11 protein-coding genes are annotated in these 13,369 nt (G+C 68.9%); 3 read left to right on the top strand and 8 right to left on the bottom strand.

Features of this window, described 5'->3' with window-relative positions:
* Window positions 1–369 precede the first annotated feature (369 nt).
* Window positions 370–1,338 carry a Bug family tripartite tricarboxylate transporter substrate binding protein gene (locus GXW71_RS33315; RefSeq protein ID WP_211858167.1) on the top strand — a complete coding sequence of 323 codons (969 nt, stop codon included), beginning with the start codon at window positions 370–372 and terminating at the stop codon, window positions 1,336–1,338.
* 22 nt (window positions 1,339–1,360) lie between these two features.
* Here the strand turns inward: GXW71_RS33315 and GXW71_RS33310 are convergent, their stop codons facing one another.
* From GXW71_RS33310 to GXW71_RS33285, 6 genes are all read right to left on the bottom strand, one after another.
* Window positions 1,361–1,969 (bottom strand): TetR/AcrR family transcriptional regulator, encoded by a 609-nt coding sequence (locus tag GXW71_RS33310; RefSeq protein ID WP_211858166.1) that lies wholly within the window; start codon window positions 1,967–1,969, stop codon window positions 1,361–1,363.
* Window positions 1,970–2,039: 70 nt separating this feature from the next.
* Window positions 2,040–3,086 (bottom strand): Bug family tripartite tricarboxylate transporter substrate binding protein, encoded by a 1,047-nt coding sequence (locus tag GXW71_RS33305; RefSeq protein ID WP_211858164.1) that lies wholly within the window; start codon window positions 3,084–3,086, stop codon window positions 2,040–2,042.
* 50 nt (window positions 3,087–3,136) lie between these two features.
* Entirely contained in the window at window positions 3,137–4,492 is a 1,356-nt protein-coding gene (locus tag GXW71_RS33300) for an MmgE/PrpD family protein (RefSeq protein ID WP_211858163.1), read from the bottom strand.
* A 63-nt stretch (window positions 4,493–4,555) separates the two neighbouring features.
* Window positions 4,556–6,568 (bottom strand): oxidoreductase, encoded by a 2,013-nt coding sequence (locus GXW71_RS33295; protein WP_211858161.1) that lies wholly within the window; start codon window positions 6,566–6,568, stop codon window positions 4,556–4,558.
* A gap of 19 nt (window positions 6,569–6,587) precedes the next feature.
* A complete protein-coding gene (locus GXW71_RS33290; protein ID WP_211858159.1) occupies window positions 6,588–7,778 on the bottom strand; it encodes a 2-methylaconitate cis-trans isomerase PrpF family protein in 1,191 nt (396 codons plus the stop codon).
* A 172-nt stretch (window positions 7,779–7,950) separates the two neighbouring features.
* Window positions 7,951–9,069, bottom strand: a complete 1,119-nt coding sequence (locus GXW71_RS33285; RefSeq protein ID WP_246527128.1) for a mandelate racemase/muconate lactonizing enzyme family protein — start codon at window positions 9,067–9,069, stop codon at window positions 7,951–7,953.
* Between the two features lie 118 nt (window positions 9,070–9,187).
* Between GXW71_RS33285 and GXW71_RS33280 the strand changes: the two genes are divergently transcribed.
* Both GXW71_RS33280 and GXW71_RS33275 read left to right on the top strand, forming a co-directional pair.
* Window positions 9,188–9,889 (top strand): GntR family transcriptional regulator, encoded by a 702-nt coding sequence (locus tag GXW71_RS33280; protein ID WP_211858156.1) that lies wholly within the window; start codon window positions 9,188–9,190, stop codon window positions 9,887–9,889.
* A 49-nt stretch (window positions 9,890–9,938) separates the two neighbouring features.
* The gene (locus GXW71_RS33275) at window positions 9,939–10,889 is read left to right on the top strand and encodes a Bug family tripartite tricarboxylate transporter substrate binding protein (protein ID WP_211858154.1); all 951 of its coding nucleotides are present in this window, start codon (window positions 9,939–9,941) and stop codon (window positions 10,887–10,889) included.
* Between the two features lie 54 nt (window positions 10,890–10,943).
* Here GXW71_RS33275 and GXW71_RS33270 read toward each other — a convergent pair whose 3' ends face one another.
* Together GXW71_RS33270 and GXW71_RS33265 are read right to left on the bottom strand one after the other, a co-directional pair.
* Window positions 10,944–11,513, bottom strand: coding sequence for a hypothetical protein (locus GXW71_RS33270; protein ID WP_211858152.1), 570 nt, complete (start codon window positions 11,511–11,513; stop codon window positions 10,944–10,946).
* 94 nt (window positions 11,514–11,607) lie between these two features.
* The gene (locus GXW71_RS33265) at window positions 11,608–12,618 is read right to left on the bottom strand and encodes an alpha/beta fold hydrolase (RefSeq protein WP_211858150.1); all 1,011 of its coding nucleotides are present in this window, start codon (window positions 12,616–12,618) and stop codon (window positions 11,608–11,610) included.
* Window positions 12,619–13,369: the final 751 nt, after the last annotated feature.

Below are 13,369 nucleotides of genomic sequence, written 5' to 3'. Positions count from 1 at the left end.
AAGTACAACCCGATCGGCGACGACTTCTCGGGCAGCCCGGCCACCGTCGGCTGGGACCTCGCGAAGGCCGTCAAGGTCTGATCTCGCTCGGGGCCGGCGCTCGTCCGGCCCCACCCGCGACCGGGAATGCCGGGTTCGGCTCACAGCCGGATCCGGCGTTTCTGATTCGGCCAAGGTTGCCCTGCGCGGCCGAGCCAGGGCATAGGGCCGCCCAACCTACGAAGGCCGAGCGCCAGCACGGCGCTGATTGCCCTGACCTGTTTGCTCATGGTGTGCTTCGTCGACTGGGGCCTGTGGCCGCTGGCTGCGCTTCCGCGCACCCTCCTTGCCCATCGCGGGTCACCAGCACGCCGCACGGAGGAAACGGACATGCACCCCCATCCCGGTCGTCGCGCGGTCTTCGCGGCCCTACCGCTTATCACCCTGCCGGCGCGGGCGCAGGATGCCTTCCCGTCGCGCCCTATCACGATCATCAACGCCTATGCCGCCGGCGGGCAGACCGACATCGCAGCGCGTCTGACGGCCGACCGACTGGCAACAGCCATCGGCCAGCGCGTGATGGTGGAGAACCGTGTCGGGGGCGCGACCTCGATCGCCTCTACGGCCGTCATGCAAGCCCGGCCGGACGGATACACGCTCCTTGCCGGAACCAGTTCGCTCGCCATCAATCCAACGCTGCAGCCAAGGCTCACGCCACGCAATCCACAGGCGGAACTGGCGCCCGTCGGGATGGTCTATCGCGGCGCCTTCGTATTGCACATCTACCCAGGCCTCCCAGCCAGGACGCTCCCCGAATTCATCGCCTATGCGAAGGCGCACCCCGGCGCGCTGAATTATGGCGGGGTGGTGGGAACTGTCGTGCACCTCGCGATGGAGATGCTGTGCCAGCGGGCCGGCATCGAGATGACGGCCGTGCCCAATCGCGGCGGCGCAGAAGGGCTGCTGGATCTGCAGGCAGGGCGCATACACTGCAATTTCCAATCACCCGTGGAAGCCTTGGCATCCCTGCACGAAGGCAGGACGCGCGCGCTCGCTATGTCGTCCCGCCAACGCCTGGCCAACTTGCCGGATGTCCCGACCGTTGCGGAAACCCTGCCGGGATTCGAGGCGGTGTTGTGGATGGCCCTATTCGCACCGATTGGCACGCCGGAGCCTGTGATCAGCACGGTCGCTGGCGCCCTCAATTCGGTCACCGAAAGCCGGGATTACCAGGCTCGCATGGCCCAGATTGGCCTCACGGCTGAGAGTGGCGGCCCCTCGGACGTTCGGACGCGGCTTGCCGCGGATACGGCCAACTGGGGCAGAGTGATCACTGAAGCAGGAATCAGGACCGATTGACCGGACTGACCCGCACATCCAGTCACGCACGCGCCGAGAAGGCGATGAAGGCCGCGTCAACGATCCGGTCGATGAAGGCGTCCGTCACCAGCTCTCCGGAAACCACCTTGCGGTAGTAGAGGGGGCCGTAGATTGCGTCGAGAAACAGGTCAGGATCCGTCCCGGCTGCGACCTCGCCGGCGCGGATCGCCTGCTGCAGCAGCATCCTGGTCTGGGCCCGGCGCGGCCGCGCGATCTGCTCGGAATAGGCTTCGGCCAGCAGCGGATCGGTCTGCTTGGCGCCGATCAGCGCGGTGATTGCCTGGCCCTCCGCGCTGTTCAGCAGGCGGATCGTCGCCTTGAGCTGCCGCTGGAACCGTTCGCGATAGCTTCCGGCCGGGCCACCATCGCCGATCGGCGCCATGCGCGCCGAGACGCACGCCAGTGCGACCGCCGCGCGGTTTGGCCACCAGCGATAGAGCGTCGTCTTCGCAACGCCGGACCGCGCCGCCACCGCCTCCATGGTGACGGCCTGGAAGCCGCCCTCCGCGAGCAGCTCCGCCGTCGCCGCCAGAGCCTTGTCCCGGGCCTCTGCGCTGCTCTGGCGGCTGCGCCGGGGTGCCGTGGGGAGCGCCCTCTCTTCTGTCCTCATCGGCATATCATTCCCGATATCCGACACTCTCTTTACGGGACGGCGACCGGGAATCAAGCTGCGGCGCCGGCTACTCCAGCCGAGCACCGGACACCCGCACCAGCTCCCGCCAGACCGGCTCCTGCTGCTCGATATAGGCGGTGAAGGCGGCGGGCGACGCGTCCGTGATCGGCATGAAACCGAGCGGCTGCAGACGCTCCCGATAATCCGGCAAGCCGACCGCGTGAAGGATGGCCAGGTGCAGCCGCGCCACGACCTCAGGGGGCAACCCGGCCGGCCCATCGATGGAGTACCAGAACTCCATATCCATGCCGGAGCCCGGCAGGAGCTCAGCCATGCCCGGCACTGCCTCCAGCCCCGGTACATGGCCCACCCGGTTCGCACTGCCCACGGCGAGCGCGCGCAGCCGGCCTTCGCGGACATGGGGGATCAGGGCCGGAATGCCGTCGAACATCATGTTCACCGAGCCCCCGAGCAGATCATTCAAGCCCGGCGTCAGACCGCGATACGGCACATGGGTGATCCGCACCCCCGCCGATTGCATGAGCTTGGCCAGCGACAGATGGCTGATCGTGCCCTGGCCGGAGGAGGCCATGACGATCCTGTCCGGCGCCTCCTTCGCGGCCGAGATCAGCTCCGCGAAGCTGCGCCAGGGCTCCCTGGCGTTGACGACCAGCACCGTGGTGCCGATCGACACGCGCGTCAGATGCGTGAAGTCCCGCACTGGATCGAAGGAGAGGCTGCTGTAGAGCGACTTGTTCGCGCAGAAGATCGTGGCACCGCCGAGGAAGAGCGTGTAGCCGTCCGGCGCCGCGCGAGCGACTGCCTCCGCGGCGATGTTGCCGCCGGCCCCGGGGCGATTGTCGATCACCACCGGCTGTCCGAGGCCGGCGGACATCCGTTCGCCCACCAGGCGCGCGGTGATATCGGCAGCCCCGCCGGGCGGGAACGGTACGACCAGCCGGATCGGCCGCGACGGAAACGCCTGGGCCGAGGCTTGCTGTGCCCATGCCGACCCTAGCCATCCCGGCGCGGCGAGCATGCCGGCCAGCACACCGCGCCGCGCCGCCAGCCCGGCACGGCGCGGCCTGGCAATACTCCCATTCTCGACCATCATCCCCTCCCGCTTGCTTCGTTCTTGTCATCCTCAGTCTCGCGAGGGCGCGGTCAGGGGGCGCCCTGCGCCAGCGCCATCAGGGCCGCCGCCCGCGGCGCCGTCCCCACCGTGCGGATCTGCGCCAGCAAGCGATCGACACCTTCGGCGCCGATCACGGGATCGCCCAACAGATGCGCCTTCGCGGCGGCCTCCGCGGGGGTCATCGGATTGGCGATGGAGCCTTTTGGATGATCCACCTGCGCGGCGAAGAACGCACCGTCCGCCGCCTCCACGGTCATGTGACAGGAGACGCCGCGCGGCAGGGTTTCGTCGGGCACCACCGTGAGCATGCCGGAGAGGCGCAGGATGGCGGGGTCCCGGAGCTTCTCCTCAACGTACTGCGGCAGCAGGGCCGCCCCCTCGCGCAGCGCCACGGCCACCGAGTAGTTGAGGCTCACCTGGGCCTCATGATGCGTCGCCGGGTGCGGGATCTGGTGGTAGTGCGCCCAGGTCGGATGGCGCCGGACCGTGATGCGCCGGATGCCATCCACCCCAGCGGCGCCCATCTGCCGCCTGATGTCGATCGCGCAGTCGATCCCGTTATGGATCGGCCGGGCGCAGGAATAGGCCTTGTACTCAATGAAGATCGGGAACTCCTCGCCCAGCCCGCGTGTCAGGGGTACCGGATCGAAGCCGTCGCTGAAGGCACGGCAGAAGCCGCGCTCGCCATCCAGGATGGTCGCGGCACCGGTGAAGCCGAGCGCCGCCATGACAGCCGCGGTTACGCCGTTGCGCGCCGCAGGTCCCGGGTTGAAGCGCTTCTGCATGGAAGGGCCGTACATCTCCATCAGCCCCGAGGCCTGGGCGCCGGCGAGGCCGAGGGCAGAGACCATCGCCGCCTCGTTCAGCCGGAACAGCATCCCCGCCGCGACCGCCGCGCCGAAGACGCCGACGGTCGGCGTGGTGTGGTAGCCGCGGTTGCGCAGCGACGGGTTGGTCGCATCGCTCAGCCGCGCCATGGCCTCGCAGCCGCCGACCACCGCCGCCAGCAGCTCGGCGCCCGTGGCGCCGGCCCGCTCCGCCGCGGCCAGCGCGGCCGCCACCACGGGCGGGCTGAAATGATAGAGCGCCAGGATGTCGACATCGTCGAGCTCGACACTGTGCGACGCGATCGCATTGGCGAAGGCGGCATGCACCGCCGGCACCCGCACCCCGCCGCCATTCACCATCGCGGCCTCGGCGCTGCCGCCGGTTTCCATGGCGAAGCGCCGCACGATCGCACCGCTCTCCGTGCGGGATCCGGCAAGCGCCACGCCGAACCAGTCGGCGATCAGCGCCTTCGCATCCTCCAGATGCCTCGCCGGGATCCGGTCGATGGTGAGGGATGAGAAGTGGCGGGCCAGCGTGACGGCGGCGGGCTCGGTCATGGCGTCGCTCCAGGATGCTGCATGGTCATGCGTGCGGGTCGGGGCCGCGGCGGGATGGCAGGTTCACGGCACCGGGCCCGACAGGACGGCGTCCGCGGCAGCCCGCAGCTTCGGCCGGCGTTCGATGGCGAGGGCAGCCATCCAGGCGTCCCGAATGCCGTCGAGGAAATCGCCCGGACGGTTGCAGTCGCCGACCAGGACATAAGGAATTTCGGCCGCTTCCAGCGCCGGCACCGCATCGCGGTTCGGCACCGGCCCGACGGCGTGGACGATCGCCTCGCCTGGCTCCATCGTCCAACGCCGCTCGCCGGAGCGCAGCACTAGGCGGCCCGCCTCGAAGCCCTCCACCAGGGTGTCCGTCAGCCCCTGCATCCCGGCCCGCTCGAGCCGCTCCAGCAGGTCGAAGCGATTGTTGCGCGCCATGCCGGCAGCGAGGGTCGGCAGGCCTTCGACGATCGTGACGCGGCAGCCGCGCGATGCCACCAGCAGATCCGCGGTCTCCAGCCCGACCAGGCCACCGCCAATCACCGTCACCGCGGCCCCCCGCGGGATGCGCCCGGGATCGAGGATCGCCTCCCAGGCATGCAGCACCGGCACTGGCGACGCGTCCAGCATCGGCAGGCGCCGCGCCCGCGATCCGGTGGCAAGGATGGCGATATCCGGCGCGAAGCGGCGGATCCGCTCTGCCGTCGCTTCGGTCCCCAGCCGCACGGGGACACCCAGCGCCTCCACCTGTGCCCAGCGATAGCTCCAGATGCCGCCGACATCCGCCTTGTCCGGCCCGGCGACGGCGAGCGGGAGCTGGCCACCGGGGCGCTCCGCCCGCTCCCAGATCTCCACCTCATGGCCGCGCGCGGCCGCGACCCGTGCCGCTTCCACGCCGGCGACGCCGGCGCCAAGCACCAGCATCCGGCGGCGCTGCGCCGCGGGCAGCGGATCGGCGAGCTGCGGCTCCGCGAACTCCGGCCGCTCGAATTCCGTGCCGACCAGCGGGTTCGCCACGCAGGCGACATCCTGCTCCAGGGTCAGGCGCTCGAAGCAGACATTGCAGGAGATGCATTTCCGGATCGGCGTTGCGATCTCGCCGAAGGCCTTGCGGGTCCAATAGGCATCGGCGACCAGCGCGCGGCAGACGGCGACGTACTGCGCGCTACCGGCCTGGAGCACCGCCTCGGCATCCTCGGGATCGATGATGCGGCCCGCCATGATGACGGGGATGCCGAGCGCCGCGGTGATCGGGCGTGCATAGGGCTCCAGGAAGCGCCGCGGGAAGGAGGGCGGCTGGATGCAGTAGCGCGACAGGGCGGGACTCTCGTTCGAGCCGCCCGAGAGGTCGATGGCGATGACGCCTGCGCCCTCCAGCGCCTGCGCGAGTGCCACGGCCTCCGCCTCGCTGTAGCCGCCCTCGACATATTCGGTCGCGCTGATGCGCACCATCAGCGGCAGCTCGGGCAGTGCTGCCCGGATCAGCGCCACCGTCTCCAGCAGCAGCCGCATCCGGTTGTCGAGCGTGCCGCCATAAGCGTCGGATCGCCGGTTGATGCGCGCAGTGAAGAATTGCTGGAACAGGTAGCCATTGGCCGCGTGCAACTCCACCGCGTCATAGCCCGCATCCCGCGCGCGCCGTGCGGCCTCGAGAAACTCGACCTGGATGGCGCGGATCTCCGGGGCTGACAGGCCGCGCACCGGCTCCCCGGTGTTCGGGTTGGTGCCATCCGACGGTCCCACAGGCTCCATGCCGAGCACGGAGCGCCGCAGCAGCCCACCGCGATGGTTGAGCTGCGCGACGGCGAGCGCGCCGCCCGCGTGAATCGCCTCCACCACCGCCGCGAGGCCCGGGATGAAGCGGTCATGATGAATGCAGAGGGAGTTGCGGTGGTTGCGCGCGTTCGGTGAGACCACCATTGCCTCGGTGATCACCATCGCCGCGCCGCCGAAAGCACGTTCAGCGTAGTAGAGCTTGTCGCGCTCGGTGGAGAAGCCGTCGCAGGTTCCGTAATTGGTTCCCATCGGCCCCATGATGATGCGGTTGCGGAGCGCGAGCGGCCCCATCCGTCCTGGCTGTGCGATGAGCATCGGCCTGCCCCGCCCGCGCCTATTCGGCGGCTTCGGGGTGCTGCACCAGGCGCTCCGGCGTGAAGACATAGCCTTCCATGATCCGCCGCGCCGTGCGCCCGAGCGTCGCCCGATGCACGCGGAACTCCGGCCCGTTCCCGCCAGTCACGGAGACCTCGGTGACGATCACGCCGGCAGGGTGGCCGATCCGGCAGTCGGCCGCATGGAAGCCGGCGGGGCGCGCCGCCTCATGCACCAGGGTGCCAGGCACGCGGCTCGCGACGCCGGTGCAGACGGTGCTGGTGCCGGCAAAGGTCTTGTGGGTGCGCTGCATGAACATCAGCCGCGCCAGCACGTCCATCTCGTCCGCCGCGACCGTGGTGCCGCGCAGGAAGTCGCGATAGGCGCAGGGCGGCGCGACCATGCCGAGGATCGGCACTGCCGGGCTTTCCGATCGCGCGGCGGCAGGTGCGGTAGCGAGGCCGAGCCGGTACGCCGCGGCGCCGCGGATGCGCTCCAACCGGTCGAGCAGTTCGGCCCTGCCGTCGATCTCGGCCGGCGTCTCCGCGCCGGTCAGCCCGACGTCGCGGGTGCGGATGAAGACATGTGGGTTGCCGATGTCGAGCAGGCTCGCCTCGATCGTGCCGAGACCCTCCACCTCCAGCCGGTCCACGGGCCGGCCGGTCGGCAGCAGCGCGCCGGTGCCGCCGCCAGCGGTATCGGCGAAATCCACGAGGATGCGCGCGCCGGTGCCGGGAACGCCGGGGATGGTGAAATCCCCCTCCTCCGCCGGCTGTCCATCCAGCACCGGCACCTCGATCCGCAGCACGCGCCGGAGGTTGGTGTTCCAGGCCCGCACCATGGTGACCGGCGCGCGCGGCTCCACCATGCCCTCCCGCACCGCGAAGGCGCCGACGGCGGCACTGATATTGCCGCAGAGGCTGAGGTAGTCGATCTCCGGCTCGTCGATCTCGACCTGCGCGAAGGTGTAGGTCAGGTGCGTCCCGGCGGCCTCCGGGACATCGACGCGTGGCGGGCCGATGATGGCGAGCTTACTGGTCAGCGGATCGGCGCCGCCGAGCCCGTCGATCTGCCGCTTATCCGGGGAACCGAAGATCCGAAGGATGAGCGCGTCACGCGTGGCCGGGTCGGAGGGCAGGTCGGCCTCCTTGAGGAAGACGGCTTTGCTGGTGCCGCCGCGCATCACAACGCAGCGCGTTTGCCGGATCATGCGCTTACTCCCCAGGCGGGTTCTGACCCCTTGCCCCAGAGAAGCATACGCTACGTAGCGTAGCAAGCTGGATCAGGCTTTATGCGCCATCGGACGGTGCCGATGCGTAGCACAGCGCCCCGAAGCCCTGAGCAAGTGGCCCTTGTCGTGAACGCCGCTCCGCGCCGCCGTATCAGGCGTCCATTCGCTTGCAGCGCGCGAGGTAGTCCCGGTTCAATACGACGCCGAGCCCTGGCCGCGTCGGCAGCGGCAAGTGGCCATCCTCGATCTGCCGCTCATAAGGCGCATCGACCAGATCGAGCCGGTCATCCTCGGGCCAGACCGGGAAGATCTCCTGGATCAGGAAATTGGGGATTGCGAAGGAAAGCTGTACGCAGGCCGCCGTCGAGATCGGCCCGCCGCAATTGTGCGGCTGGATGTAGACCTCATGCGCCGCAGCGAGAGCGGCGATAGCGCGTACGCCGGTGAAGCCACCAGCCAGCCCCATGTCGGGCTGCGCGACCGAGAGCGCGCGGGCTTCGAAGAAGCGGCGGAAATCGCCGAGGGTGGTCAGCCGCTCGCCGCCCGCGATAGCGATACCGGTCTGCAACCCGACCTCCCGCGCCGCACCTGCATCCTCGGCATCCGCCACCTCCTCCATGAAGAAGGGCGAGAGGTGGGCGATGCGCCGGCCGAAGCGGATCGAGTCCATCGGCCACATATTGCCGTGCAACTCGACGCAGATGTCGATGCCGGCCCCGACCGCCTCCCGCACCGCCATGACGCGCGCCACCGCGAGATCCTCGGCGGCGCGGCCGATATGGCGGTTCACCCGATCACTGCGGCCCGTGGCATCGAGCTTCATGGGATCGAATTTCAGCGCGCCGAAGCCGCGCGCTTTCACACCCTGCGCCGCCTCGGCATAAGCCGCCGGGGCGCCCAGGCCACGGTACCAGCCGTTGCAGTAGAGCCGCAGCCGGTCGCGGCAGGCACCGCCCAGCAGCACATGGACCGGTTGGCCGAGCGCCTTGCCTTTGATGTCCCAGAGCGCCTGATCGAGCGCACTGATCGCGCCCCCGAAGATCGGGCCCGGCACATGGCCCCAGAAGGTGTCGCGACGCATCGCATCGAAGAGCGCCTCGGTCCGGAAGGGATCCTTGCCGATGATCCTGGTTCGGGCGAGCTCGAGCAGCAGCTCCGCAGCCGCACGGCCGCCGGAGCCATAGGCCAGGCCGATCTCTCCGGCTCCCGTCAGGCCCTCATCAGTCTGCACTTCCACGATCGTCAAAGCATGGGAGGCCCCTTCAGCCATCGGCTTTTGAGGGGTTCGATAGACCGTTACGCCGGTAACCCTCATTGCGACCTCCCATATTTGATCAAATCGATACTCCTTAATTGACTCAATCGTATCCTGGAGGCAAGAGGGGTACATGTCGGTCCTCGCCCCCTCCCCGCCGATGCCCAGTGCCCTGCCCTTCGGCAGCACCGTCTATCAGCGCGTCCACGAGCATCTGCGGGAGGAGATCCTCGCCGGCCGCATCGCGCCCAGCACCCGGCTCAAGATCCAGGACCTCGCCATCCGCTACGGCCTCTCCCAGATGCCGGTGCGGGAGGCGCTGCAGCAGTTGCAGGGCGAGGGGCTGATCGTGCTGGCGCCCAATCGCGGCGCCACCGTCCGGCGCATGGACGCGCAATTCGTCCGCAACATCTTCGCCATCCGCGAGGCACTGGAAGGCTTCCTGACCCGGCAGGCGGCACCGCTGCTCGACGCCGCGCGGCTCGGTGCGCTGCGCGACATTCAGGCTGCAATGGAGCAGGCCCGTGCGCGGGGCGACGTGCCTGCCACCATCCGCCTGAACCGGAGCTTCCATCGCACGATCGAAAGCGCCACGGGGAATGACGATGCGATACGGGTGCTGGAGCTGCACAGCAGCCTGATCGGCGCTCTCCGCACCCGCTTCGGCTATCTCGAGGGCCGCGTCGAGACCGTGCTGCGCGAGCACCAGGCCCTGATCGACGCGCTGGCACGTGGCGATGCGGAAGCCGCAGGCGCGATCCACGACGCGCATATCCGCGCCGCCCGTGACGACCTGCTGGCCGCCATGGCCGCGGAGGAGGCGACGACGCCCTGACCACCACGCAACCGCGCCGCAGTGCGCGGAGAGAATAAGGAGGAAACCGATGCAACGACGCAGCCTCATCGCCGGGCTCGCCAGCACAGCCATCATCCCGCATGCATGGGGCCAGGCGGTGCCGACCGAGATCCGCATGCTCGTCTCCTTCAATGCCGGCGGTGCGACCGACCTCCTGGCGCGGCGGCTGCAATCACTGCTGGAGCCGCGCGGCCATCGGCTGGTGGTCGAGAATCTGGTGGGCGGCGGGTCGATGATCGCCATGAACCGCCTGGCGCAGTCGCCGCCCGATGGCCGTACCCTCGGCCTCGCCTCGCATGGCCTGATCGCTCAGATCGTCGCACGCGAGATCCCGCTCCGCCTCGATCAGTTCACCCCGCTTGTCCGCCTCGCGACAGATCCCTCGATCCTCGTGACCGGCGCGCAGTCGCGGTTCCGCACGCTCGCCGATGTCGTCGCCGCCATGCGCACGCCGGAAGGCCCCAGCGTCGGCGCTGCCGGGCCGGTCGGCACCGCTGGGCATCTGCGCATGATGGGCATCGCGCAGGACATGCGCGGCAACTTCAACTATGTCGGGTATACGGGCGCGGCGCGCTTGGCGAACGAGCTTATGGGCCGCCATCTCGATCTCGGCCTGGTCAAGCCGAACGACGTCTTCGGCCAGATCCGGTCCGGCGAGCTCCGCGCCCTCGCCGTCCTCGAGGAGCAGCGGCTGCCGCAGCTCCCGGAGGTGCCCGCGATCATCGAGGTCGGGCTGAACCCGCATCCCTTCGGCCGCATCACGTCGATGACCTATGCCGTCGCCCCTGCGGCCGTTCCCCCGCCGTTGCGTGACGCCCTGATCGCATTGCTGCGCGAGGCGGTTCTGTCGCCCGCGTTCCAAGTCAAGGCGGAAGAGGATTGCTACGTCGCCGACGGGCTCTCCGGCGCCGCGCTTCAGGCGGCAATTGCACAGACCGCCGAAGCCATCCGGGTCGCGCAGCAGCGCCTCCGCGGCTGAAGAGCCGGTGTCGCGGGGAGGCAGGCTGGGAGGCCGCTGGCGGGTCGCCCGTCGCTAGCCCGGGAAGGCGGCCTCCAGCCTCCGCAGCACGGCTTCTTCGGCGTCCGACACCTTGCGGCCGAGGCCCAGGAAGCCCCCCGATGCCTCGGCGACCCGCCGCGCCCGGCCGACCAGTTCCGCCCTGAGCGCCTGCAAGCCGGCATCGTCGAGCTTGGCCGAGACGGCGCGGGTATAGTCTGCCCAGGCGGCGAGGAGTTCGCGTGGCGGCGGCTCGCGGAGCCAGCGGTCAAGCAGTTCGCGGGCGGCGCCTTGCGCAGCCACGCCCGCCTCCGCCGCCGCGGCGAGCACGGCCTCCCGCTCCCGGTCGTCGATGGCCCCGTCCGCCCAGGCCACCGCCACGAGGGGCACCAGGGTGAGCGCAGCCAGCGTCTCGCCGGTCATGCCGAGGGCGGCGACCGCGTCGAGCACGGCGTCATCGGCGATGCCGGAGGCGGCGGCGAGCGCCTCCCTCCGAGACCTCGCCTCGTCCGCCTCCCTGAGCTGCCGCCGCAGCCTCTGGTCCTCCTTGGCGAAGAATGCCTCTTCCAACGCTCGCTTGCGGTCCCCCAGGAACTCCTCGCCCATGCCACCCTCCTCCGCCAGGAAACAGAGCCGCCATCCTTCCCCGGATGGGGGGCCGACGGCAACCGTGCGGACGCCGTCGGCCCGCAGGGCGCTATCAGCGCGAAGCAAGTCCGCGAAGCAAGGCTTCGTGGAATTGCTCAGGTGCCTCGACCTGTGGGGAATGGCCAAGCTCAGGAAGCTCGACCAGCGTCGCGTTCGGGATCGCCGCCGCCGCACGCCGACCGAGTTCCGGATAGTTGCCGAGACGCGCGGCGACCTCGCGCGGCGCCCGATTGGCACCAGGCGCCGTCCGGTCCTTGCCACCGATCAGCAGCAGCGTGGGCGTTGCGATGCGCCCGAACTCGTGCACGACAGGTTGGGTGAAGACCATGTCCGACGTCTGCGCCTGGTTGAGCGCCACAATCTCCCTGCCGGGACCCGCGTACATGCCCGCGAGCATCGAGACCCAGCGGTCGTACTCGGGCCTCCATTGGCCGTTGTAGTAGAAGCGCTGCTGGTAGGCCTTGATGCTGTCGAAGCTGGTCCGCAGCTCGCCCTGGTAAAGCTGGTCGATGGTCGCATAGGGCACGCCCTCGGCCCGCCAATCCTCCAGGCCAAGCGGATTGACGAGCACGAGTTGCTCAACCGCCTGCGGATATTCCAGCGCGTAGCGGGCTGCCAGCATGCCGCCCATCGAATGCCCTATGACCGTGGCCCGCTGAATGCCCCGGGACGCCAGCAGCGCATGTGTGTTGGCCGCAAGCTGGTTGAAGCTGAACTGGTAGCCCTCCGGCTTGGTCGAGGCACAGAATCCGATCTGATCGGGGGCGATCACCCGGTAACCGGCGCCCGTCAGCACCTGGATCGTTCTTTCCCATGTCGCGCCGCAGAAATTCTTCCCATGCAGGAGAACCGCCGTCCGGCCATTGGCTGCTCCCAGCGGCGCGACATCCATGAACGCCATCGAAAGCGACTTGCCCTGCGAGGAGAATTCGAAGCGCTGCATCGGGTGGGGATAGGTGAAGCCCTCGAGCTGCGGCCCATAGCTCGCCTGCGGATTCGCATTGGCCGATGCCAGGCAGATCATGCCGAGGACGGCAGCGAGGATGGAGGCGTGCAGTCGCATGTTGGTCCTTCCTTGCAAGCCTCGACCAGGCCCACAGCAGAGGCGGAGATCAAGCGGATTGATCGCGGAACACGCTCCTCAATCTCATCCTCGAGGGCGGAGCCGCAAAGCGGGTCAACGAGAAGATGGTGGCGCTCGAGCGCCGCAAGAATGGGCTGCAGGCCTTCCTATAAGACGCGGACGGACCGCCGCCGGCAGCACGAGCGCAAAGCAAAACCCCCGGCTTGGAGCCGGGCCTGCCGCGGGGCACGGCAAAGCCGCCATGCAGGCGTCAAGCTGCGATGCCGTGCGTGACGTGACCGAAGCAAGGCGTCGATCTGCCTCGCACCTACAGGGCTGTCTCTTCCGGGAGCCGTCCACCTACCGACGGATGAGTCACAGGGACGACAGCTCTAGCAAAGCGTGAACCGCGATTCCCGCTGCGCGGGTGGCTTTTCCATTCGAAACAGAGAGATGCCGAACGAACTGCCAGCATTAGGCGAAGAGCTAGTTGGAAACCCAGCGCCGATTCTGTGTCCCCACAACCACAGCGGGCCAATTCCGTATCATTTTGCAATTTTGGGCTGCCGTACGTTAACCAGAGCTGCTATCACGCAATCGCGAGCTAGGTAACGCAAAAGCGATCAACCCAGTTTCCCCAGTCCCTCCGGAGAGCAAGATGCGCGCACTGGTTGTCGAGCGGGATCCGATGAACGTCATCGGAAAGGTGCGGGCCCTGCAGCTCGCGACCATCACCGTGGATACCGCCAAG

The sequence above is a fragment of the Plastoroseomonas hellenica genome (assembly GCF_018129085.1).
GTDB lineage: Bacteria > Pseudomonadota > Alphaproteobacteria > Acetobacterales > Acetobacteraceae > Plastoroseomonas > Plastoroseomonas hellenica.
The sequence above is the reverse complement of the archived record's forward strand: the minus strand, read 5'-3'. Positions and strand labels throughout refer to the sequence as shown.